The following is a 24,170-nucleotide window of genomic DNA, read 5'->3' as shown; positions in this document are numbered from 1 at the left end:
GAGCCGGTATGCCGGCAGTGACTCAGCGCGACGTTGACGCCACAACAAGTAATGCACAGGACCGGCCGCGGAGGTTATGCCGATTTCCGGAAACTTGATGCCAATGGCAACTAACTGCCAGCGCAAAGTCGTTGCGTAAGGCATCGGAATCGATTCGCCGGATCGCCGAGGGATCATCGAGCGAAGGCTGAGATACTACAGCAATACAAGCGCTTTCCGGTTACTTTTCATGCTGTCGGCAACGAACTGGGATCAGTGTGGCCGGTGGTCCTCGGTCGGCCGTTCCTCGAGTGCCGCCGGTTCGTCGTCGCGCTCCGTGGGCGGCTCGGCGGGCAGTTCGGGGGAGTCGTCACCGTGGGTGACTTTGGCCCGCAGCTCGCGCATCTCCTTACGGCGCCGCAGATCCCGGCCGAGGCCCTTCTTCAGGAACCACAGGCCGGCCACCAGGGCGGCGCCGGCGATCGCGCCGAGGAAGAACACGGTCGTCACCGAGACGCCGAAGTGGACGCCGAAGACCTCGAGCTTCGTGGCAGTACCCGACGACACCGAGACGCCGAGCCCGAACAGCACCGCAAGCGCGATCAAGACGATTCCAAGAACAGCCATGGTGACCCGCCTTTCAGGCCTCACTGCTCAGTAGTGCGGTGAGCAGCGCCACCGCGCCGCTCTTGTCGAGTGGGTTGTTCTGGTTCCCACACTTGGGCGACTGTACGCACGACGGGCATCCGTCCGTGCATTCACAGTGTGCAATCGCCTCGCGTGTCGCGGTCAACCACTCGCGCGCCGCGGCGTACCCGCGTTCGGCGAAGCCCGCGCCGCCCGGGTGGCCGTCGTACACGAAGACCGTCAGCCGGCCGGTGTCGGCGTGCCGGGCGGTGGAGACGCCGCCGATGTCCCACCGGTCGCAGGTCGCGAACAGTGGCAGCAGTCCGATCGACGCGTGCTCGGCCGCGTGCGCCGCTCCCGGTACGTCGGCCAGCCCGAGCGACTCGACGACGCTGTCGGGCACCGTCCACCAGACCGCCTTGGTCCGCAGCGTCCGCTCCGGCAGGTCCAGCGGCTGCTCGTCGAGTACGTCGCCGGTCGCGATCAGCTTGCGCTGGAACGAGATCACCTGGCTGGTCACCTGGACCCAGCCGCGCGACAGTTCCGCCGTACCCCAGGTGCAGGTCTCCTCGGTGGCGAGGATGCCGATCTCGGTCACGTCGCGGGCGAACGTCGTGTAGTCCGGCGAAGCCTGCTCGACGATCGCGGCGTGCCCCTCGAGGTCCAGCGAGCGCACCAGGTACGACTCGCCGGCGTGCACGTAGACCGCGCCCTCGTGGACCGAGGAGTGCGCCGAGCCGCCGTCGACCGTGCCGAGCAGCCGGCCGGTCCGGTCCTCGACGATCTGGACGGTCTTCCCGCCGGCCGAGCGGATGTCGATCGCGTCGACAGCTCGCTCCCGCCGGGTCCAGAACCAGCCGTGCGGCCGCTCGCGCAGCACGCCCTGCCGGACCAGTTGGGCGATGACGGACGCCGTCGTACTGCCGAACACCTCGTAGTCGTCGGTCGTCAGCGGGATCTCCTGCGCCGCCGCGCACAGCTGCGGACCCAGAACGTACGGGTTCTCCGGGTTGAACACCGTTGCCTCGACTGGACGGCCGAAGATCGCAGCCGGATGCCGTACGAGGTACGTGTCCAGCGGATCGTCCCGGGCGATCAGCAACGCGACCGCGTCCCCGCCGGCCCGCCCTGCGCGTCCGGCCTGCTGCCACAGCGAGGCTCGCGTGCCAGGCCAGCCGGAGAGCAGTACTGCGTCCAGCCCGGCAATGTCGATGCCCAACTCGAGGGCGTTGGTTGCGGCGACACCCGTGAGCTCGCCGCTCTGCAGCATCCCCTCGAGCCGCCGACGTTCCTCCGGCAGGTAGCCGGCCCGGTACGCCGACACCTGCTCGGTGAGCGCCGGGTCGACCTCGGCCAGGTTCTCCCGCGCTGTCATCGCCACCGCTTCGGCCCCGCGGCGCGAACGGACGAAGGCGACAGTACGGACGCCCGTGACCACCAGGTCGGTCAGCAGGTCAGCCACCTCGGCCGTTGCGGACCGGCGTACCGGGGCGCCGTTCTCACCGTGCAGAGAGGTCAGGGGCGGCTCCCACAGACCGAACGCGACCCCGCCGCGCGGAGAGCCGTCTGCCACGACCTCCTGCATCGGTAGGCCGGTCAAGCGTTCGCCTGACAGTGCGGGCTCGGCAACGGTCGCCGATGCGCAGACGAAGATCGGATGCGCGCCGTACAGCGCACAGACCCGTCGCAGTCGTCGCAGTACGCCGGCCACGTGGGCGCCGAACACCCCGCGGTAGTGGTGGCACTCGTCGACCACGACGTACTGCAGGCAGCCCAGGAACCGGGCCCAGCGTTGGTGGTTCGGCAGGACGGAACGGTGCAACATGTCCGGATTGCTGAGCACGTACGTCGCGTAGTCGCGAGCCCAGTCGCGCTCGGTCAGCTCCGAGTCGCCGTCCAGTGCGGTCGCCCGCAGCCCGGGCACGGTGTACGACGAGACCGCGCGGAGCTGGTCGTGCGCCAGCGCCTTGGTCGGCGACAGGTAGAGCACCGACGCCGTACGGCGATGCGGCGAAGCGGCCTGGGCGATGCTCAAGGTGGCAAAGGCGGGCAGCAGGTACCCGAGCGACTTGCCCGAGGCGGTCCCGGTCGCCACGACCACGTGCTTCCCGGCGTACGCCGCTTCCGCGGTCGCGACCTGATGGGTCCACGGCGCCGTGATGCCGGCGTCGCGCAGCTGGCCGAGGACCTCGGCCGGAACCCAGCGCGGCCAGTCGCAGGTCTGCCCGAGCCGGGGCGGGACGGACTCGACATGGGTCAACCGGTCGTCGCGCCCGGCGGCCAGCCGTTTCAGGACAGCCGCCGCCTCACCACCTGCACGCATACAGGGAGACTAGTCGTCGGTACGGACAGCTGCTCGCTGAGTGTGAGCTGAGAATGCACGTTCCGATGCACGTGGCATTTTCCGGAGGGGAATCGACTTCCCCCGGCCGAGATGAAAGAGTTTTCGGCAACGGGTCTTACTCACGGTCCGTACATGGTTGAATGCAGCAGTTCACGGGATCGGAGGCCGAAGTGGATCTGTCGCTGACCGCGCGCGCCGAGGGCGGGCGCACCGTCATCGAGGTCGCGGGGGAGATCGACGTCTACACCGCACCGAAGCTCCGCGAGAAGATCGCCGCGCTCGTCGACGAAGGGGTGTACGACCTGGTGATCGACCTGGAACGCGTGGAGTTCCTGGACTCCACGGGGCTCGGCGTCCTCGTCGGCGGGCTGAAACGGGTGCGCACCCACGACGGGTCCCTGTCCCTGGTCTGCACCCAGGAACGGCTGCTCAAGATCTTCCGGATCACCGGCCTGACGAAGGTCTTCGACATCCATCCGGACATCGCGTCCGCCGTCTGATCAAGGGGAAACGTAACACCGGCAGCACGCTGGGTGACGGTTCCGCCCGGGTTCCGGCAGGGGGCTTGCCGTTTCGGTCCGGTATGGCGTAGACCACCCTGTCGTCAGGTCTGGTTCGGAACCCGTTAGAGTAACCCACCGCGCCAGTCCCCTGGCGCTGTGTCGTATTTTCCCAACCCTTCGGTTGCGGCAGACGGGGGCCGTCAAGCCCGGATGGGTTGCCTACAAGGAGGACGGATGTCCGCGCTGCTTGCTGCACAAGCGGTGGATCTTTCGTCGAGCAACACCACACTGGTGATCGTCGTCGGAGTGATCGCGATCCTCGCGGTCGCCATTGCGATGGTCTTCCGGGGCCAGGTGCTTGCCGCGAACGATGGCACCGAGAACATGAAGACGATCGCCGCCGCGGTCCAGGAAGGCGCATCCGCCTACCTGAACCGGCAGTTCCGGACGCTGTCGATCTTCGCCGTGGTCGCATTCCTGCTGCTGTTCCTGCTGCCGGCGCACACCGACGGCGGCAACGAGACCACGCTGAAGATCTTCCGCTCGGTCTTCTTCCTCGTCGGCGCGGGCTTCTCGGCCCTGATCGGCTACCTGGGCATGTGGCTCGCGACGCGGGCGAACGTCCGGGTCGCCGCGGCCGCCCGGGCCGAGGGCCGGGACCCGGCGATGCGGGTCGCGTTCCGGACCGGCGGCACCGTGGGTATGGCGACCGTGGGCCTCGGCCTGTTCGGCGCCGCGCTCGTCGTACTGATCTTCAAGGGTGACGCCCCGACGGTGCTCGAGGGCTTCGGCTTCGGCGCCGCGATGCTCGCGATGTTCATGCGGGTCGGCGGCGGTATCTTCACCAAGGCTGCCGACGTCGGCGCCGACCTGGTCGGCAAGGTCGAGCAGAACATCCCCGAGGACGACCCGCGGAACGCCGCGACGATCGCCGACAACGTGGGTGACAACGTCGGTGACTGCGCCGGTATGGCGGCCGACCTGTTCGAGTCGTACGCCGTGATGCTGGTGGCCTCGCTGATCCTGGGCAAGGCCGCGTTCGGCGAGCAGGGCCTGATCTTCCCGCTGATCGTGCCGGCCATCGGTGCGATCACCGCGGTCGTCGGTGTCTTCCTGACCCGCCCGCGGACCGGCGAGAACGGCCTGCGCACGATCAACCGCGCGTTCTACATCTCCGCGGTGATCTCCGCCGTGCTGTGTGCGGTGGCGGCGTTCGTCTACCTGCCGGGCAGCTTCAAGGAGCTGACCGGCGCGGCCGGCACGGCGATCGCGGACAACAGCGGTGACCCGCGGCTGATCGCGACCGTCTCGGTGATCATCGGCATCGTGCTGGCGGCCATCATCCTGGCGCTGACCGGTTACTTCACCGGCACCGAGGACAAGCCGGTCAAGGACGTCGGCAAGACCTCGCTGACCGGTGCCGCGACCGTGATCCTGTCCGGTATCTCGGTCGGCTTCGAGTCCGCCGTCTACACCGCCGTGGTGATCGCGGCGGCCGTGTACGGCGCGTTCCTGGTCGGCGGTTCCGGCATCGTCGCGCTGTTCGCGATCGCGCTCGCCGGTTGCGGTCTGCTGACCACGGTCGGCGTGATCGTCGCGATGGACACCTTCGGCCCGGTCTCCGACAACGCGCAGGGCATCGCCGAGATGTCCGGCGACGTGGACGGCGAGGCGGCCCAGATCCTCACCGAGCTGGACGCCGTCGGCAACACCACGAAGGCGATCACCAAGGGCATCGCGATCGCGACCGCGGTGCTGGCCGCGACCGCGCTGTTCGGGTCCTTCACCGACGCGATCCGGTCGGCGCTGTCCGAGAACTACGCGAAGTTCGAGGCGGACGCGCTGGTGTTCAACCCGGGCACGCTGGTCGGCCTGATCCTCGGTGCCGCGGTCGTGTTCATGTTCTCCGGTCTGGCCATCAACGCGGTCGGCCGCGCCGCCGGTGCGGTTGTCTACGAGGTGCGCCGGCAGTTCCGCGACATCGCCGGGATCATGGAGGGCACGGCCCGTCCGGAGTACGGCAAGGTCGTCGACATCTGCACCCGGGACTCGCTGCGTGAGCTGGCCACCCCGGGTCTGCTGGCGATCACCGCGCCGATCGCGGTCGGCTTCGGCCTCGGTGCCCCGGCGCTGGCCGGCTACCTGGCCGGTGCGATCGGCGCCGGCACGCTGATGGCGGTCTTCCTGGCCAACTCCGGTGGTGCCTGGGACAACGCCAAGAAGCTGGTCGAGGACGGTAACCACGGCGGCAAGGGCTCGCCCGCGCACGAGGCCACGATCATCGGTGACACCGTCGGCGACCCGTTCAAGGACACCGCCGGCCCGGCCATCAACCCGCTGATCAAGGTGATGAACCTGGTTTCGGTGCTGATCGCCCCGGCGATCGTCGGGATGTCGAAGATCGGCGACAACCCGAACACCGCGCTGCGGATCGTCATCGCGGTTGTCGCGGTGGTCATCCTGGCCGCGGCGGTGTACGTCTCCAAGCGTCGCGAGTCGGTCATCTCCGACACGCCGGCGGAGGCGAAGGCAGCCGCCTGACGTAGGCAACTCCACGCAACGGCCCGCCGGTCCACACCGGCGGGCCGTTCCGTTTCTCTGGACCCGGCACACCCGCCCCGATTACTGTCGTCGTACGACGGACTGCGGGAGGTAGGGGTGCGACGACTGCCTGCTCTGCTGCTTCTCGTGCTCGTCGGGCTGCTGGTGACGGCGCAGCCGGCGAACGCGGTGCCGACGCAGCCGGATCCGACGTACCTGAACGCTGCCCATCAGCTCAACCTGACCATCATCGAGGCCGCGCACGCGGCGACCACGTCCGCGAAGACCGCGTGTGTACGGCGGGCCGGTGCGCAGCTCGAGAGCGATCATCGCAAGCTCGCCGCGCAGGAGCTGGACGTCGCAACCCGGCTCGGCATCGTGCTGCTGACCGTGCCGTCGCTGGCCCAGCGGCAGCAGCTCGACGCACTCGCCGCGAAGGGTGGGAAACCGGGGTACGACGCCGCGTGGCTCGCGTTGCAGCGGCAGCAGCACCAGAAGTACCTGACGCTGGTCAACGGCGATCTGCCGAAGAACGCGTCGCCGGCCGTGGAGTCGGTGGCCGACGCCGCCCGGCCCGTGATCGTGATGGACCAGCGGCTGGTGGCCGGCCAGTGCAAGTCCAGTACCGGCAAACCGGTGGTGGCGACCGGAAGCGGCGGTCAGCAGGCGGATGCGCAAAAGGCCAGGTCGCGGGCGGCCCTGATCCTGCTCGGGCTCGGCGCGGTCCTGCTGCTGGTCGGCAAGTCGATCTCGGTACGCCGGCGGCTGCTCGGGATCGCGGCGCTCGCGGCCGGGCTGGTGATGATGTTCGGCGGTCAGCCCGGGAACGCCGGGAAGGTCCCGGACACGACCGCGTCGGCGTCCGACCGGGAGGCCGCCGTTCCGCCGGTCAAGCTCAAACTGCCCGGCTACCTCGAGGCGACGGTGCGGCCGGTCGCGACCGGTGCGGACGGGCAGCTCCAGGTGCCGAAGACGGCCGACGTCGGCTGGTGGGCCGCGGGTGCGGCGCCCGGCGCGGCCGGTGGCACCGTACTGCTCGCGGGCCACGTGGACACCACCCAGGGCCTCGGGGTGTTCGCACCGCTGTCCGGGGTGCCGGTCGGCGCCAAGGTCGCGGTGACCGCCGGGGACGGCGACGTGCACTGGTACCGGATCGTCGCGCGCCGGACGTACAAGCAGAGCGCCCTGCCGTCGGACCTGTTCCACGGCGCCGTGAAGCCGCGGCTCGCCCTGGTGACGTGTACCGGGACGTACGACCACAAGGCCCACCGCTACAGCGACAACCTGGTGCTGTACGGCGTACCGATGGACTGAAGTACGCCTGGCTGTCGACTTTCGGCTGATGTGCTCACCCCCGGGATGGGGGATCGTCGGGGTCGTGGTCAGGGTTTCAACCGATGGCAGCCGCCGTCGCGCGGAGGGCAGAATCAACCCACGGGTGGACACACCGGATCCGCCCGGGGTCCGATGCCTTGCCCCGTACGGACCTCGATACTGATCTCATTACGACAAGACCCGACCGCCCGGGAACGGTTCTCACGCCACCGAACGAGGAGTTACGGCGATGATCGAGGCAAAAGGCCTCACCAAGCGATACGGCGAGACAGTTGCCGTTGACAACCTGTCTTTCGAGATCAAACCCGGTAAGGTGACCGGATTCCTCGGTCCGAACGGTGCCGGCAAGTCGACCACCATGCGGATGATCCTCGGACTCGACACCCCGACGTCCGGCGTGGTCACGATCGACGGGCAGCGCTACCGCGACCTGAAGCGGCCGCTGACCAAGGTCGGCGCGCTGCTGGACGCGAAGTGGGTGCACCCGAACCGCTCGGCCCGCGCCCACCTGGCCTGGATGGCGGCCTCGAACAAGCTGCCGAAGTCGTCGGTCGACAAGGCCCTCGACCTGGTCGGCCTGCACTCGGTCGCGAACAAGCGGGCCGGCACCTTCTCGCTCGGTATGTCGCAGCGGCTCGGGATCGCCGGTGCGCTGCTCGGGGACCCGGAGGTGCTGCTCTTCGACGAGCCGGTGAACGGCCTCGACCCGGAGGGCATCGTCTGGATCCGGACCTTCATGCACCGGCTGGCCGACGAGGGCCGGACCGTGCTGGTCTCCAGCCACCTGCTGTCCGAGATGGCGCTGACCGCCGAGGAACTGGTCGTGATCGGCCGCGGCCGGCTGATCGCGCAGAGCAGCACCCAGGAGTTCGTCGACCGCGCCAGCGGTACGACGGTGAAGGTCCGGACGCCGCAGCTCGACCAGCTGGTCGGCATCCTCAACGAGCAGCAGCTGACGACCCGGATCGAGGACGTCGAGAACGAGGGCAAGGTGCTCTTCGTCGAGGGCGACCTGAAGACCGACCAGATCGGTGAGACGGCCGCGGTGCACGGCATCGTGCTGCACGAGCTGACGCTGCAGCGCGGTTCGCTGGAGCAGGCCTTCATGCGGATGACGGGCGATTCCGTCGAGTACCACGCGTCGGAGGACATCGCCGCTGTCACCCACCTCGATGCGCCGTCCGGTGCCGAGGTGGCCGCGGGTCCGAAGGAGGACAACTGACATGTCGGTCATCAACGTTGAGCGGATCAAGCTCTTCTCCACCCGCTCGCCGTGGTGGTGCATGGTGGTCGCGGCCGCGGTGACGCTCGGCCTGGCCGCGCTCGCGACCGGCTTCCTCAAGGGGGCCGACGAGCAGCGCGCGACGATCTTCATCACCCAGGGCGGCACGTCGATCAGCCAGATGGTGATGATGGTGATGGCGGCCCTCGCGGTCACCACGGAGTACCGCTTCGGCACCATCCGGACCAGCTTCCAGGCCGTCCCGCAGCGCGCCCAGCTGCTGCTCGGCAAGACCGTCGTGGTCGCCACCCTGGCCGGTATCGTCGGCGAGATCGCGGCCTTCGGCGGCTGGGGGATCGGCAAGCTGCTGGCCAGCGGTGCCGACCTGTCGATCAACACCGGCGCGGAGTGGCGAATGCTCGCCGGGCGCGGTATCGAGTTCTTCCTGTCCGCGGTGATCGCGGTCGCGGTCGCGATCCTGCTCCGGCACACCGCCGGTGCGATCGCGCTGCTGATCCTCTGGCCGCTGGCGGTCGAGCAGCTGTTCAGCCTGATCCCGAAGGTCGGCGACGACATGACCAAGTGGTCGCCGTTCCAGAACGCCAGCGCGTTCATCGCCCAGGGCAACGACGGTGGCCTGGCCGGCAGCGTCGGCGACGCCAGCAACTACGCGCTGGGGCCGTGGATGTCGCTGCTGTACTTCGCCGGCTGGGCGGCAGTCCTGATGGCCATCGCCCTGTTCACCGCGAGCAAGCGCGACGCGTGACAAGTCCACCCCGGTCGGAGGTTGAGGGGCCCTGACCGGGGCGCGGGGCCCGGCCGGGCTGAGGGGTCCTGGCCGCGAACGGCCCGTGGTGCATCCGGGAGACCGGACCCACCACGGGCCGTTTCCCTTGCCCCCGGCGACCGAATACGGTGCCACGCATGACCGATTGGGTGCAGGTGCGGGAGGCGGGGTACGCCGTACCGGAGGGCCGGCCGGTGCGGGAGCTGGTGGCCGAGCTGGTGGGGATGCTGCGGTCGCCGGATCCCGCCGTACGGGATCGGCAGGCGTACTCGACACTGGCGAACTGGATCGACCGCGGGGTGCTGTCGGAGCAGGAGCTGCGGGAGCTCGGCGACGAGCTGGTGCCGCGGTTCGGGGACGCCGAGGTCCAGGCGCGGACGTTCGTACCGCTGATCCTCGACGTGATCGTGTCCAGCGGTGTCTTCGAGCCCGGCTGGGTGCCGCCGTTCGAACGCTGGTACGTCGGGGAGCAGGACCTGCGCGGGTACGACGAGAAGCTCGGCTGGGTGCATGCGGTGGCGCACGGCGCGGACCTGCTCGGGACGCTCGGGCAGCATCCGGCCGTGGAGCCGGTCCAGATGCTCCGGCTCGGGATCGGGCGGTTGCTGACGCCGACGTCGTACGTGTTCCGGGACATGGAGGACGACCGGCTCGGATACGCGCTGGCCGCGACGCTGACCCGCGCCGACCTCACCGGGAACGACGCGACCGACTGGCTGGAGCCGGCGTTCCGGTCGCTGACCGCACCGGCGGAGAGCATCACGCCGATGCTGACGAACACGGTCCGGACCTTGCGGGTGCTGTACGTGTTCGCGGACCACGGGCTCCGGATCGGCGATGCGAAGAACCTCACATCGGTTCCGCATCGTGAGCAGCTCAAGGCCAGGCTTGCGGATCTCTTCCGGACCATCACACCGTACTGGCTCTGAGGCATCCGACTTTCGTCTGGTTTTTCCCTGAATCCTCCCCGAGACACGGCATGTCGAGGTCCAGGGCCACGTACAGGTGGTATCAGGTGGCAGTGGAGCCTCGGTCCATGACAAGGTTCTCTGCTGGTACGCCACGGCCCCCTCCCGTGGTGGTGCCAACGCCACTACCGGAGTAGTGCCAACACCATCAGATCTGGTCCCCGACAACGTTAACTTTGAGCCACAAGAGCCGTGCGGGGGCGCAGTCGAGAGAGGGCGCGTAGAAGTCATGGTTGCGACATACCTGAAGCGTTGGGTCGGCAACCGGATCCTCAACAGGGCCACCCGGAAGGGCGGTCTGGACCTGTCGAAGATGCGGATGTTCCCCGACTCGGTCTCGATGCCGCTGCGCCGGCGCGGCCTGGACCCGGTGCCGCAGCTGGCCACCGTCCGCGAGACCGAGCCGGTGCACAAGCTGGCCCATCTGTTCGGGCTGAACATCTGGGTCGTGAGCGGACATGCCGAGGCGAAGTACGTGCTCTCCAACGAGGAGGACTACAGCCACGACATCCGCCCGCTGGTCGGATCCGACCCGAACAAGCCGTCGGAGGGGATCGGCGGCCTCGGGTTCACCGACCCGCCGGACCACACCCGGCTGCGGAAACTGCTGACGCCGGAGTTCACCAAGCGCAGGCTGGCCCGGCTGGAGCCGGCGATCGAGAAGATCGTCAACGACCAGCTGGACCTGATGGAGGCCAAGGGCCCGGTGGCCGACATCGTGTCGGACTTCGCGTTCAACGTGCCGTTCCTGCTGATCGCGGACCTGCTCGGGGTCGAGGAGCAGGACCGCGACCGGTTCCGCGCACTCGGTCCGGCCCGGTTCGACATGTCCGGTGGTGGGATCGGGCTGTTCGGGTCGGCGTCGGAGTCGCGCGAGTTCCTCTTCGAGATCGTCCGCAAGCAGCGCGCGAACCCCGGTGACGGGCTGATCGGGTCGATCATCCGCGACAAGGGTGACGACATCGACGACGTCGAGCTGGGTGGGCTCGCGGACGGGGTGTTCCTCGGCGGGTACGAGACGTCGGCCAGCATGCTTGCCCTCGGCACGCTGGTGCTGCTGCGCGACCCGGAGAACTTCGAGCGGATCCGGAACGAGCCGGGTGCCGTCGACGTGATCGTCGACGAGTTGCTGCGGTACCTGACCGTCGTCCAAGTGGCGTTCCCGCGGTTCGCGCGGCACGACCACGAGCTGTTCGGGCAGCAGGTGACGAAGGGCGACCTGGTCGCCGTGTCGCTGTCCGGCGCGGACCGCGACAAGGGCGTCTTCGGGTCGGACGCCGAGGACTTCTACCCCCGGCGTACGGTCTCCTCCGCGCATCTCGCCTTCGGCCACGGCATGCATCGTTGTGTCGGCGCCGAACTCGCCCGGATGGAGCTCCGCGCGGCGTTCACCGCCCTCGCGCACCGTTTCCCGGATCTGGCCCTGGCCGTTCCGGAAGACCAACTCCGGTTCCGTGACTTCTCCATCGTGTACGGCGTCGACTCCCTCCCGGTCCAACTCCACGCCGCCGCCGGCACCGAACAAGCGGCCGGCTAGCCGGTGCCGGACGAAGGCTACGCCGCCCGGCTGCCGCGAAAACGCGCGGCAGCCGGCGTCCTCTTCCGGTCGGCGGACGGACGAGTGCTCCTGGTCGAGCCCTCGTACAAGCCGAACTGGGAGCTGCCGGGCGGGGTGGTCGAAGCCGGCGAGGCGCCGTGGGACGGCGCGGTCCGGGAGTTGGACGAGGAACTCGGGACCGATCGGCCGGTGGGACGGCTGCTCGTCGTCGACCACGTGCAGGCGTACGACGGCCGCCCGGACGGCATGCTCTTCGTCTTCGACGGCGGGGTGCTGGACGACGCCGACGTCGCGGACTTCGTGTTCCGCGACGGGGAGATCCTGTCCGCCGGGCTGTACACGCTCGAGCAGGCCCGCCGACTCGGGAAACCGATGCTCGTGGAGCGGGTGAAGGCGGCGCTGGATGCGGTGGGTGAGGGGTCGGTCGCGCTCTGCCGGGATGGCGTGCGAATCTCCTGACAACGTTTTGGCGGTCCCACTGCGTCTGGGTGGGCGTCGGGACGGGCTGGGAAGGGATTCGGTATGGGATCGGAGTTCGAGGCGTTCGCCGTGGCGCGGCAAGGGGCGTTGTTCCGGTACGCCTACCTGCTCGTCGGCGACCGCGGGCACGCCGAGGATCTGCTGCAGGAGGCGTTGACCAAGACCTTCATGCGCTGGCACCGGCTGCGGGACTCCGCGAACGCCGAGGCGTACACGCGCCGGGTGATCACCAACACCGCGTTCAGCTGGTTCCGCCGGAAGGGCTGGGCCGAGAAGCCGCGGGACGACGTACCGCCGCTGCCGCACACCGACGACACCACGACCCGGATGTGGCTGCGGGCCGAGGTCCGGAAGCTGCCGCCGCGGCAGCGCGCCGTGCTCGTACTGCGGTACTTCGAGGACCTCAGCCTCGCCGAGACAGCGCGGATCCTCGGGTGCAGCGAAGGCACCGTGAAGAGCCAGGGCAACCGGGCACTCGCCCGGCTGCGCGCCGCCCTCGGGCCGGAACAGACGCTGATCATCGAAGAGGTGGTGCTGTGATGAACGCCCTGCTCAAGGACGCCTTCACCGAAGAGGCCGCGGCCGCGGGCGAGCCGAACCTGGACCTCGGCGCGATCGTCGGCAACGGCCGCCGGCGGGTGCGACGGCGCCGGATCACGACCCTGGTGGCAGCCGTGACAGCGGTCGTGGCGATCGCCGGCGGCGTGACCGTGGTCCGGGAGACAACCCGGACAGACTCGGTGGTGCAGCCGGCCGGCGCGTTCGCGGAGGTCCGCGCGACCTGGGCGTCCGGAAAGGTCATCCACTACGGCGGCACGACGTACGAGTCGCCGGTCGCGATCGCGTCGTTCGTACAGACCACGGCCGGCTTTCTCGTGGCGGGTGCGGACGGCACCGTGTACGTGCTCGACGGGAACAACCCGGCGGCGGTGCTCGGCCGTGGTGACACGTCCAAACTGCTCGCCGCCGAGGGCCCGGTCGCCGGCTGGGTCGACACGCGGCCGGCGGTGCCGGAGTTCGTCCTGTACGACGTCGGCGCCCGCCGGGAGCTGGTCCGTACGGCGGAGGGCAACGACCGGGAGGGCGACAGCGGCCGGGCGGCGACCGGCTCCGACCCGCTGCACGTGGTCGCGATCGACGGCGGCACGGCGTACCTCGCGGCCTCGGACGGTCTCCGCCGACTCGATGTCGCCACCGGGCGGAACGAGCTGATCAAGCCCGGCGCGAGGACGAGCTTCCTGCAGGCGGCGCGCGGCGGGCAGTTGGTCTGGGAACACCCGGCCGAGAACGCCGGGAACGACCTTGCCGTCGCGATGGACCTCGGCGCGAAGACGCCGGGCATCTTCGAGGGCTGGCACCCGTACCTGTCGCCGTCCGGGCGGTACCTGCTCACCGACAAGGCTGACGAGATACGGATGTTCGACGTCGCCACCGGCCGGCAACTGCCGCTGACCTTCGCCGCATACGCGTTGATCATGCCGACGCAGTGGTCCAGCGAGGACGCGTTCTACGCGGTCGGTTACCGCGCGACGGAGAGCGAACCGGTAGACCTCCTGAGCTGTTCGGTCGCGTCCGGGAGCTGTGCGGTGGCGGTCCCCGGGATCGCGTCGTCGAATACTGCGCCGTCGCGCTTCCAGGTCCCGATCGGCGTTCCGATCGGCTGACTCGCCCTGCACCGAGACCCGCGGGTGCCACAACGCGCAGTACGGTGGTTGTGGCACTAAGTGGCCGTTGGCTGGTTCGGGCCGTGACAGGACGTGGAGAGCGTGGTCACAATGGGCGGTCCGGCCCGAGAGGCGGGTGTCGGATCAGGGAAGGGCCGTCGGCGGAGATGGGGAATGGCGAGATGGCGGCGGGCCGGATGAACGTGCCGCTGACCGCCCGGATCGCCGCCGCGATGACCGCGGCCCAGTCGGGCGGGCACGCGACCGCGGCGGCTGAGATCGACGCGATCCGAGCCGAGCTGGGCGGGGTGCCGAGCTACACGCTGGCGGCCGCGGAGTACGTCCGCGGGGTGACCGCGCACCACGCCAGCGACGCCGACGAGGCGCTGCGGGCGGTGGACGCGCTGATCGAGGTGGCGCGCGCGATCGACGAGCCGGGGTGGGAGGCGAACGCGCTCCCGATCCGGATCATCAACCTGGCCCGCAGCGGCCGCGGCGGCGACACCGTGAACGACCTGGTCGCGGCCGAGGCGGCGTTGAACCGGACCAAGGACGCCGGCCTGATCGCCTGGGCGCACACCGGCCTCGGCTACGCGTACGACGTACTGCGGCTGTTCGAGCTGGGCATCCCGCACTACGAGCTGGCGACCCAGCTGGACGAAGACGTGTTCGAGCTGGCCGAGTCGCCGGCGATCGACCGGCTCAACCTCGCGGAGACGTACCTGCGCTGGGCGCACGAGCTCGAACGTCTCGGTGATCCCTTGTGCGCAAAGGAGATCGAGGAACGGCTGGCGTCCGCGGCGTACTGGGCACGTGAGGCCGAGCGGGTGATCGTCGACGACGAGAGCCAGGAGTTCTGGCGGCTCAGCGCCCGGCTCTGGCTGGCCGCGGCCGGCACCGAACAGGACCCGGAGCAGTCGGTCGCCGAGCTGACCGAGATCCGCGACGAGATCAGCAAGCTCGGCGAGACCGAGCGGCTCGCGATCGCCGGTGCGTATCTGGCCCGGGCGTTGCGCGCGAACGGCCGGACCGAGCAGGCGAAAGCGGCCGCGGACCGGGCCGCCGCGGACCTGATTCCGTTGGCCGACCCAGCGACCCACATCCTGGTCCTGCAGACCCGCTCGGAGATCGACGCCCTCGACGGTACGCCGGGATCCGTTGCGGGACTGGCCTACGCGCGGTCGGTGGCGCGCGGCTGGTGGAAGGAGCGGCAGCGGGCGCTGAACGCCGTACGGCATGCTCTGGCCGCGCACGATCTGCCGGCCCGGCACGATGCCGAGTGGCACGCGGCGCGACAGGATCCGTTGACCGGGGTGGGAAACCGGCGCGCCCTCGACGAGCGGCTGACCGCGGCCCGGGATTCGGGACGTGCGGTGACCCTGCTGGCGCTCGACGTCGACGACCTGAAGACCGTCAACGACACGTTCGGGCACGCCTGCGGCGACGAATTGCTGCAGGTTGCTGCAAATCTGCTGGTAGAGCAGGCGCGCGCGACCGATGCCGTGGTTCGATCGGGGGGCGACGAGTTCTTCGTGGTGCTCGACCAGCCCGACGCCAAGGGCGGCGCGCAGCTGGCCGAGCGGATCCGGGTCGCGGTCGAGGCGATCGCGGCGACGACGGAGAAGCCGTGGTTGCGCCGGCTCGGGCTGAGCATCGGGTACGCCGCGACCGCCGAAGGGCTCGGTGTGGAGCAGTTGGTCCCGCACGCGGACCGACGGCTGTACGAGGACAAACACCGGAACACGTGAGATCGGGGGGTGTGGTGCGGGAGACGTCGGGGGTGACGGCGCGGATCGCGGCGGCGATGACCAGGGCCCAGTCGGGCAACGCGGTCGACGCGATGGCCGAGATCAACGACCTGCTCGCCGAGCTGGACCCCGCGCCGAGCCACGAGCGCGCCGCGGCCGAGTACGTGCGGGCCGTCGCGGCGCACCACGCCACCGACTCGGTCGAGGCCCTGGACGCGGTCGACGGCTGCATCCGGGTCGCCCGGGCGATCGACGAGCCCGGCTGGGAGGCGAACGCGATCGCGCTCCGGATCGTCACGCTGATCCGGACCGGCGAGGGCGGTGACTCGGTCGCCGACCTGGTCGCCGCGGAGAACGCGCTGTCCCGGACCCGGGATCTCGGGCTGGCGGGCTGGGGGCACACCGGCCTCGGGTACGCCTACGACCTGCTCCGGCTGTACGAGCTGTGCATCCCGCACTTCGAGCTCGCCGCCGAGGGCAACCACGACCCGCTCGGTCTGCCCGAGTCCCCGGCCATCACCCGGCTGAACCTGGCCGAGTCGAACCTGCGCTGGGCGCACGAGCTCGAGCGGCTCGGCGACCCGTCGTACGACGACGAGATCCAGGAACGCCGGCGTGCCGCGCACCGCTGGGCCGGCGAGGCGGTCGAGGCGATCCTCGCGGCCGACCTGCTCGGGTACTGGCCGATGGCCGGGCGGATGTGGCTGGCGGCGAGCAACGACGACGCGGACGCGGCCGAGGCGGCGGTGATCCTCAAGGACTGCCGGGACCAGCTGGCGAAGCTCGGTGACCTGGAGCTGGCGGCGATCGCCGGCACCTATCTGGCCAAGGCGTACCTGACGCTCGGCCGGACCGGTGACGCGCTGGACGCCGCGGACCGGGCGGCGAGCGACCTGCCGTTGACGTCCGACCCGCCCGTGGAGGCGCTGGTCCGGCACACCGTCGTCCAGGTGATCGCGGCCTCCGGTGACTCCGGCGCGACGACCGGGCTGCAGTACGCGCGGGCGATCAGCCGCGGCTGGTGGGCGGAGCGGCTGCGCGGGCTGTACGCCGTCCGCAGCGCACTCGCGAACCACGAGCTGTCGATCCGGCACGACGCCGAATGGCGGGCCGCCCGCGAGGACCCGCTGACCGGCGTCGGGAACCGGCGCGCGCTCGACGAGCGGATGTCGGCCGCGCAGGACTCCGGCCGTTCGATCGCGGTGGTCGCGATCGACGTCGACAACCTGAAGGTGATCAACGACAGCTTCGGGCACGCCGGCGGCGACGAGGTACTGCGACGGGTCGGCGCGCTGCTCACCGAACAGTGCCGCGCCGAGGACGTGGTGGCGCGGGCCGGCGGGGACGAGTTCGTCGTCGTCCTGGACAACCCGGACGAGCGTGGCGCGCCGGAGCTGGTCGAGCGGATCAAGAGCGCCGCGGACCGGGAGGCGTCGGCTGCCGAGGCGCCGTGGTTCGCGATGCTCCGGCTGAGCGTCGGGCAGGCCAGCAGTACGGACGGCACGCAGGTCGCAGACCTGCTGAAGGAGGCGGACCGCCGGATGTACGCCGAGAAGCGCCGACGGCGGCGTCAGTAGTCCAGGAACCCTTCCACCACAAGGTTTCTGACCTGCGGAAGGTAGTCGGAGAGGACGTCGACCACCGGGCGGTCCGTGAGGTCGGCGAGGGCCGCGAGGATCTGTCCCGTGCTCAGGTCGCCGTCGCAGGCGCCGACGAAACCGGCCAGCACCGTGTCGACCTGCTCGGCCCGGCGCATGCCGCGTTGCCTGCGGAGCACGATCGTCGCGGGGTCCTCCGCGCCCGGCCGGCCGGCGGTCTCCTGGACGACGTCGTCGGCGACGCGCAGGTGCAGCGCGGTCAGGTCCTTCGGCAGCCCCTCGCGCCGTTCGAACCGGTGCAGGACGTGCGGGCCGATCGGCCGCTCGATCTCGTACGGCCAGGACTCCGCGTCGAGCTCGCCGGGAACGTTGTGCAGGGTGATCCAGCCCATGCCGATCGCCTCGACGTCGTACTGGTCGAGGTAGCGCATCCATTCGTCGTACCGCGTCGTGTACTGCGGGGTGCCGTGCAGGCCGGCGTCGCGCAGCCAGAGCTCGACGTACTCCGAGGTGTCGAGCTGCTCGCGCTGGACGGCCCAGGCCTCGCGGTCCGTCGTCCACGTGGCGAGGCGGTCCTGCCAGTTCTCGCCGCGGACGCAGGTCCAGTTGGCGAGCAGTTGGCACCAGCCTCCGTCCGTCAGGTGGCCCGGCGCCTGGCGGACGAGTTGCTCCACCACGGCGTCACCGGTGAACCCGGTCTCGCGGTAGGTCAGGTCGCCGCCGGGCGGGGAGATCACGTACGGCGGGTTGCTGACGATCAGGTCGAACCGCTCGTCGCGGACCGGCTCGTACAAACTGCCGTCCCGCAGGTCGAGCTCGACATGGTTCAGCGCCGCCGTCGCCCGCGCCAGCTGCAGCGCTCGCGGGTTCACGTCCGTCGCGGTGACACTCGCCGCTCGCCCCGCGAGGTGCAGCGACTGGATCCCACACCCCGTCCCGATGTCCAACGCCCGCTCGACCTTCACCGGCACCGTCAGCTGCATCAAACTCAGACTGGCCGGTGCGATCCCGAGCACGTAGTCGGACCGCATCGCCTCCCGCCGCCCGTCCAGCCCCGGCGTCAGGTCGGCAACCACCCACCACTCCCGCTCGTCCTCCGCGAACGGCCGGACGTCGACGGCGGCGCGCACCTCACCGCCACTCCGCACAAGGATGCCCAGAGCAACCAGATCGACACCTGGAAACGCCTTGTCCACAAGGTTTTCCGGGACGGGCTGCTGTAGCAGGAACAGCCGCACCATCGTGTCCAGCGGGTCCCCCGAACCGGTACGTGCGAACGCCGGCGCCGTCTCGTTCCGCGCCAACGCCCCGTTGGCCTGCTCCCCGAGCCGCTCCGCGACCCCGTCCACGGAGTACCCCGCCCCGGCGAACGCCGTACGCAAACCCTCCACAGCACTCCCCGTCAGCATGCCCACATCCTCGCACCGAAGCTCGCCCTCCGAACTGGAGGGTTGCCCCGCGAAATTCTCAGGGGGCAACCCTCTAGCTCGAGGGTTGCCCCCTGGGTTGGAGGGTTGTTACGGGTTGCAGGTGAGTTCGGCGGCGGCCCAGTCGGCGTGGTCGCTGGTGTTGCCGTCGCCGGCGTCGGTGACCTGGAGGGTCAGGGTCTGGGCGTTGGTGACGTCGACCGTGGTGGCGGCGGTCGGCGAGGTGCCGGTCAGTTGGTCCGAGGTGTACTTCGCGGTGCCGTCGGTGAGGACCTTGAAGGTGACCTTTCCGCGGTCCTCGACCTCGTCGTCGACGCCCAGTTTGCTGGTGAAGGTGGTGCAGTTGCCGCCGAGGCGGATCGACACCGAGGACGGGGCGTGGGCCCCGAGGCCCTTCGCGTACTGGACGCCGTCGAGGGTGATCGGGCCGCCGTCGCCTGCGGCGTCCTCGCCGTTGCTGTGGTCGCGTTCCACCGGGCCCCAGCCGTTGGTGGCGTCGAGGAACTCCAGGTCGCTGACCCAGTTCTTCCCGGTCGGTGCCGGCGGCAACGGTTTGTCGGCGATGGTGGCGGCGAAGAAGCCCAGTCCGCCGCCGGGAAGCTTGATCGCCTTCACGGTCTTCCCGGGATCCAGCGGTACGGCGGTGTAGAAGACCCGGTAGTCCGTCGTCGTATTGCTCAGACCGGCTGCTGTGTAACGGCCCTTGACCGACACCGCGAGCTTGGCGCCGCCGGTGGTCGGGTCCTGGCAGCACCAGTTCGGCAGCTGGAACGTGCCCTCGGACGTGGTCCCGTCCGTGTAGATGATCGTGACCGTACCGCGCGCGTTCAGGCTTGCCCCGGCGCCGAGGAGTGCCAGGTGCGATCCGGTACCGGAGACGAGGATCGGTGCGGACTGGTTCTTGACGAGGTTCGGCGTACCGGGAGCGCCGGTCGGCCAGGTGAAGTTGGCGCCCTGCACGGAGACCGTTGCGCCCGGCGTGTATCCGGCGGCCGCGAGTGCCTCGCCGTTGAAGCTGTTGCCGGAGCCGTCGAAGTTGCCCTGCTTGTACGTCGACGCGTCGCTGACACCGACCACGTTGGCGGCTTGCGACAACGAGGCGTACGGCAACTGTGCCGTGCCGCTCGCGGCGTTCGTATAACTCTTGCTCTGGGCAACGTACGACGCCTGCAAGGTCAGAGTGAAGCTCGCCGGCTTCACGTCGGCGCCTGGTGTCACCTGGAGTTTCGTGGTGACGCTTTGGCCGGGGGAAATTTCGGAGAACGTGTTCTTGCCGGCGACGGTCCAGCCGGACGGGACCCGTACGTCAAGGGTCACGTTGCGGACCGTCGTACCGGTCCCGTTGCGGAAGGAGGCCGTTACCTCAGTGGGTTGGCCGGGGGCGTTCCAGAGCGACGGTGTGGTCAGTTCGGGGGTGCCGAAGGTGTTGGTCACGTCCGGGCCGCCCACCGCGGAGGAGCCGGTGATCAGGACGACGGCGTTGCGGTTGGTGGGGATCGACCCGGTCGGGATCCGGATCACTCCGTCCGAGTAGGTCCAGGCGACCGCCTTGCCGTCGACGAAGACGTTGTGCGGAGCGCTGCCCGTGTGCAGGGTCAGGTCGTACGGGCGGGTGGCCGGCTTGCCCGCGTACGTGCCGATGCTCGGGCCGATGTCGACTGTGATGTCGCCCCGGCCCTCGGTGGGAGCGTCGACGCCGAAGGTCTGCGTGGCGGACTCGGTCGAGCGCGTCACCCGGTCGTCCTCGTACATCGCGAACGACGACCTCCCGGACGGGTAGATGTCGACGCTGATCGGATCGCCCGGCTTCTGCTCGACCGCGTTGTCGACGCCGGGCTTCCACATCGGCACCACGGCGCCCGCCTTCACGAACAGCGGCAGCGTGTCGAGCGCCGCGTGGTACCCGTTCACGGTCGTCGGGCCCTGGTACACCCGCCCGGTCCAGTAGTCGATCCACCGGCCGGCGGGAAGGTAGATCCCGTTCTTCACCTCGTCGGCGTCGTACATCGGCGCGACCAGGAACTCCTTGCCGGCCAGGAACTCGTACTTCGTCGTGTCGTCCCACGTCTTCGGGTCGTCCGGGTACTCGAGCACCAGCGACCGGTCCAGCGGCGCGCCGGTCCGGTGCGCCTCGGCGGCGTAGGTGTAGAAGTACGGCAGCAGCCGCTCGCGGAGCTTCAGGTACTTCCGGTTGATCGAGGTGTACGGCTCGCCGTACGCCCAGGGCTGCTTGTACGCCGGCGTCGACCAGCCGGACATGCTCATCAGCGCCGGGTTGAACACCTTCCACTGCAGATCACGCACGTACGACGTCGGGCTGCCGCCGAAGATGCCGTCCACATCGCCGGCGCTGTAGGCGATCCCGGAGTTGCCGGAGCCGGTGATCGCGGGGATCTGCCACTTGATCGCGTCCAGCGAACCGCTGTGGTCGCCGGTCCACTGCACCGCGCACCGCTGCGCGCCGGCCCAGCCCTCGACCATCCACGCGAACCCGCGGGCGTTGCTGTACTGCTCGATGCCGTCGTGCGCGGTGTCGCAGGCGCTCAGCGCGTACCGGTACCCCGGGCCGACCCAGGCGACGTCGAGCTTGCGGATGCGGACGCCGGCGTCGCCGACCTCGGCGGGCTGGCGGTCCAGGTTCGACTGCGTCCACAGGCCCATCTGGAGGTTGCGCGCCCGCAGTTCGTCACCGGTCTGCTTCAGCGCGGGGATGTCGCGCTTGCCCCACCAGGTGCCGTCGACCTGCTCGGAGTCGGTGTTCGCGGAGTACCCGCAGCCGTAGTCGTCGTTGACGAGCATCCAGCCGCCGGGCATGTCCTGGTCCTTGAAACGTTGGGCGACCTTCACCGCGTCCAGCGTGGTGACCTTGTCCGGGTTGACCTTCCAGTCGTTGCTCGGGTCGGGGTCGGTCGCGTAGTGCCCGCGGTTGTAGCAGTCCGAGTCGCCGTACTCGAGCCCGTAGATCGGCGGCATGAACGGCCGCCCGGTGAGCTCGGTGTAGCGGTCGAGGGAGGTCTTCAGGTCGCCGACGAAGTAGTAGGCGTCGAAACGCTTCTCGTCGTGGGTGCTCACCACCGGATCGGTGAAGCTGTAGCTGCCGGGGCTGAACGTGTTGCGGAGTACGCCGTACCCCGCGGTGCTCATGTAGTACGGCGAGGCGTTCGGGTTGCCGCCGTCCTCCCAGTTGAAGTCCCTGGAGATCTTGATCGTCTGGTCGCGGTGCGAGAACCGCCCGTTCTGCATGCCGCCGCCGAAGAACTGCTCGTCGGCGCCGCGGCTCAGGGTCTGCGTCGTGGACGTGTCGGTCCAGGCCAGCGGGGCGGCCTCGGACCAGACGAGCTGCCCGTTCGTGCGGTACAGCGAGAACTTGAGCGGTTGCTTCTGGGCACGTACTTCGATCTTGCCGGTGCTGAGCGAGTAATACGTGCCGCGGTCGCGCCAAGTCGTCCGCGGGGTCCCGTAGTCGGTCTTGGTGACGATGTTCGAGCCCTCGCCGGTGTTGGCGGGGTCGGTGAAGTTTCCGTCGGGCGCCATCCAGAGGCGGAACACGTCGTCCTTCAGGAAGACGACGCGGACCTTGGCCGGGCCGGCGGTGAGGGTGTACGTCGCCTGATCGGCGGAGAACGCGGTGACGTCACCGAGAGTGGTGCCGGCGGCCCGGGCAGGACCGGCGGTGTAGACGAGTGCACCGGCGAGTAACGCCAGCGCGACTACTGAACGTTTCATGCGGACAAAGATGCTCATGACTGCCTCACTTCACGCATCAATGAACAAGATGTGCACAGTGAAGCTCATCGATCGCGGATTGTCATCAGGTCAGCTTCATCAAGTTGAGACGGTGTCGCCATCACGGGGTGAAACGGGAAGATGACGATGAGTCGCATGGCGAACTCGCGTCCCACCAGCCTCAGCAGTCACAACCTCACCAGGCGCGCACTGCTGCTGGCCGGCCTGGCCGCCGCCGGGACAGTAGTAGGAGCAGGCACCGCGCACGCCTCACCCTTCGACCCGGGATACCCGCTCCCCTCCGGGCCGGACGGGGTCGGTGGTGCGGCGGGGGACCCCAACTTTCATCCGGTGCGGTTCACCTTGCCGGCGCCTACTGGGCGGAAGGCGTTGGGGACCACGGCGGTGCATCTGGTCGACCGAGGGCGGATCGATCCGGCGATGCCGAGCGGGCAGCGGGAGCTGATGGTCAGCTTCTGGTATCCGGCCGGCATGTCCGCGACGGCGCCGTTCGCGAAGTACATGCCGGCGCGGACCGCGGTCGAGGTGGACGCGATCTGGACCGGCGAGGACGGGCTGGCGCTGCCGACCGGTTCGTTCGACTTCGGCAACACCGTGACGCACGCGCGGACCGACGTACCGATGCAGCCGCTGCGGCACCCCGTCGTATTGTTCTCGCCCGGCTACCAGACCAGCCGGTTCCTGAACACCGCACAGGTGGAGGACCTGGCCGGCCGCGGATACGTCGTGGTGACGATCGACCACTCGCACGAGACGCCGGTGGAGTTCCCGGGCGGACGCTTCCTCCCGGGTACGGAGCAGGACCCGGCCCGGCCGTCCGACATCCGCACGGCCGTCGGCACCCGGACCGCGGATGTGAGGTTCGTCCTCGACCAGTTGCAGCGGATCGCCGACGGGGAGAACGTCGACGCGGACGGGAAGCAGTTGCCGGACGGGTTCGCGGACGGGCTCGACGTCCGCAGGATCGGCATGTTCGGGCACGCGCTCGGCGGTTACACGACCGGGAACGCGATGCTCGCCGACGAGCGGATCCTGGCCGGCGCCGACCTCGACGGCACGCTCCAGGACGACCGGTTGAAGGGCCCGCTCGGTGACGTCGCCGAGCATGGGCTCGACCGTCCGTTCCTGCTCTTCGGCTCCGCCGAGACGCAGCGCACGGAGCCGGGCAAGGACTATTACGACAAGTCCTGGGCGACGTTCTGGGCGGCGCAGCGCGGCGGCCGTCTCAACCTCACGCTGAGCCGGTCCAAGCAGAAGGCCTTCACCGACTACCAGTTCATCTTCTCCCAGCTGTTCCACGCCATCTACGGCGAGGACCCGATCGTCACGACGGTGATCAAGGCTCTCGTCGGCAGCGCGAAGCCGGCCCGTAGCGTGCTCGCGCAGCGCGAGTACCTGGCCGCGTACTTCGACCTGACACTCCGCCGGCGGCCGGCGCTGCTGCTCCGCGGCGACTCCCCGAAATTCCCCGAGGTACGGTTCGTCCGCTGAGACGGCGTACGCTCGTAGCGGTCGGCGGGGGCACACTGTGCTGGGACGGCAACGCGCCGTGACGGTGGGGCGTTCACCACTTTCTGGCACCCTCGGAGGCATGTACGGGCCGATTGCGGTTACCGTGCGTTGAGAAAACGCGTTGCCGTCG

At 69.5% G+C, this 24,170-nt stretch carries 17 protein-coding genes; 13 read left to right on the top strand and 4 right to left on the bottom strand.

The annotated features are described in order from the left end of the window. Positions 1–252: 252 nt before the first annotated feature. Both AB0M51_RS28625 and AB0M51_RS28620 read right to left on the bottom strand, forming a co-directional pair. Entirely contained in the window at positions 253–606 is a 354-nt protein-coding gene (locus tag AB0M51_RS28625; RefSeq protein WP_344188688.1) for a hypothetical protein, read from the bottom strand. Between the two features lie 13 nt (positions 607–619). Further along, positions 620–2,929: a DEAD/DEAH box helicase gene (locus tag AB0M51_RS28620; RefSeq protein ID WP_344188687.1), complete on the bottom strand. Its 2,310-nt coding sequence runs from the start codon at positions 2,927–2,929 to the stop codon at positions 620–622. 191 nt (positions 2,930–3,120) lie between these two features. Here AB0M51_RS28620 and AB0M51_RS28615 point away from each other — a divergent pair, with 191 nt between their 5' ends. From AB0M51_RS28615 to AB0M51_RS28560, 12 genes are all read left to right on the top strand, one after another. After that, entirely contained in the window at positions 3,121–3,450 is a 330-nt protein-coding gene (locus tag AB0M51_RS28615) for an STAS domain-containing protein (protein ID WP_344188703.1), read from the top strand. A gap of 237 nt (positions 3,451–3,687) precedes the next feature. Then, the gene (locus AB0M51_RS28610) at positions 3,688–5,994 is read left to right on the top strand and encodes a sodium-translocating pyrophosphatase (RefSeq protein ID WP_344188686.1); all 2,307 of its coding nucleotides are present in this window, start codon (positions 3,688–3,690) and stop codon (positions 5,992–5,994) included. 117 nt (positions 5,995–6,111) lie between these two features. After that, complete coding sequence (locus tag AB0M51_RS28605) at positions 6,112–7,308, top strand: DUF4142 domain-containing protein (RefSeq protein ID WP_344188685.1); 1,197 nt, start codon at positions 6,112–6,114, stop codon at positions 7,306–7,308. Positions 7,309–7,558: 250 nt separating this feature from the next. Next, positions 7,559–8,551, top strand: a complete 993-nt coding sequence (locus AB0M51_RS28600; RefSeq protein WP_344188684.1) for an ATP-binding cassette domain-containing protein — start codon at positions 7,559–7,561, stop codon at positions 8,549–8,551. Position 8,552: 1 nt separating this feature from the next. Beyond that, the gene (locus tag AB0M51_RS28595; RefSeq protein WP_344188682.1) at positions 8,553–9,317 is read left to right on the top strand and encodes a hypothetical protein; all 765 of its coding nucleotides are present in this window, start codon (positions 8,553–8,555) and stop codon (positions 9,315–9,317) included. 158 nt (positions 9,318–9,475) lie between these two features. Continuing rightward, entirely contained in the window at positions 9,476–10,267 is a 792-nt protein-coding gene (locus tag AB0M51_RS28590; RefSeq protein ID WP_344188681.1) for a DUF2785 domain-containing protein, read from the top strand. A 268-nt stretch (positions 10,268–10,535) separates the two neighbouring features. After that, positions 10,536–11,843, top strand: coding sequence for a cytochrome P450 (locus AB0M51_RS28585; protein WP_344188680.1), 1,308 nt, complete (start codon positions 10,536–10,538; stop codon positions 11,841–11,843). A gap of 3 nt (positions 11,844–11,846) precedes the next feature. After that, on the top strand, positions 11,847–12,323 hold the full coding sequence (locus AB0M51_RS28580; protein WP_344188679.1) for an NUDIX hydrolase: 477 nt from the start codon (positions 11,847–11,849) through the stop codon (positions 12,321–12,323). Positions 12,324–12,386: 63 nt separating this feature from the next. Beyond that, positions 12,387–12,884, top strand: a complete 498-nt coding sequence (locus AB0M51_RS28575) for a SigE family RNA polymerase sigma factor (RefSeq protein WP_344188678.1) — start codon at positions 12,387–12,389, stop codon at positions 12,882–12,884. Next, positions 12,884–14,008 (top strand): hypothetical protein, encoded by a 1,125-nt coding sequence (locus tag AB0M51_RS28570; protein WP_344188676.1) that lies wholly within the window; start codon positions 12,884–12,886, stop codon positions 14,006–14,008. The genes AB0M51_RS28575 and AB0M51_RS28570 overlap by 1 nt, the downstream gene beginning before the upstream one ends. A 167-nt stretch (positions 14,009–14,175) precedes the next feature. Continuing rightward, positions 14,176–15,756 carry a GGDEF domain-containing protein gene (locus AB0M51_RS28565; RefSeq protein ID WP_344188675.1) on the top strand — a complete coding sequence of 527 codons (1,581 nt, stop codon included), beginning with the start codon at positions 14,176–14,178 and terminating at the stop codon, positions 15,754–15,756. 14 nt (positions 15,757–15,770) lie between these two features. Beyond that, positions 15,771–17,333 (top strand): GGDEF domain-containing protein, encoded by a 1,563-nt coding sequence (locus tag AB0M51_RS28560; protein ID WP_344188674.1) that lies wholly within the window; start codon positions 15,771–15,773, stop codon positions 17,331–17,333. Here AB0M51_RS28560 and AB0M51_RS28555 read toward each other — a convergent pair. Beyond that, entirely contained in the window at positions 17,327–18,763 is a 1,437-nt protein-coding gene (locus AB0M51_RS28555; RefSeq protein ID WP_344188673.1) for a methyltransferase, read from the bottom strand. The genes AB0M51_RS28560 and AB0M51_RS28555 overlap by 7 nt on opposite strands. Before the next feature lie 108 nt (positions 18,764–18,871). Next, positions 18,872–22,507 (bottom strand): NPCBM/NEW2 domain-containing protein, encoded by a 3,636-nt coding sequence (locus AB0M51_RS28550; RefSeq protein ID WP_344188672.1) that lies wholly within the window; start codon positions 22,505–22,507, stop codon positions 18,872–18,874. A gap of 156 nt (positions 22,508–22,663) precedes the next feature. Here AB0M51_RS28550 and AB0M51_RS28545 point away from each other — a divergent pair, with 156 nt between their 5' ends. Next, on the top strand, positions 22,664–24,019 hold the full coding sequence (locus AB0M51_RS28545; RefSeq protein WP_344188670.1) for a hypothetical protein: 1,356 nt from the start codon (positions 22,664–22,666) through the stop codon (positions 24,017–24,019). The last annotated feature ends 151 nt before the right edge of the window (positions 24,020–24,170 follow it).

Source organism: Kribbella sp. NPDC051137, assembly GCF_040682535.1.
In the GTDB taxonomy this organism is placed as follows: Bacteria; Actinomycetota; Actinomycetes; order Propionibacteriales; family Kribbellaceae; genus Kribbella; species Kribbella karoonensis.
This window is presented reverse-complemented; position numbering and strand designations above follow the sequence as displayed.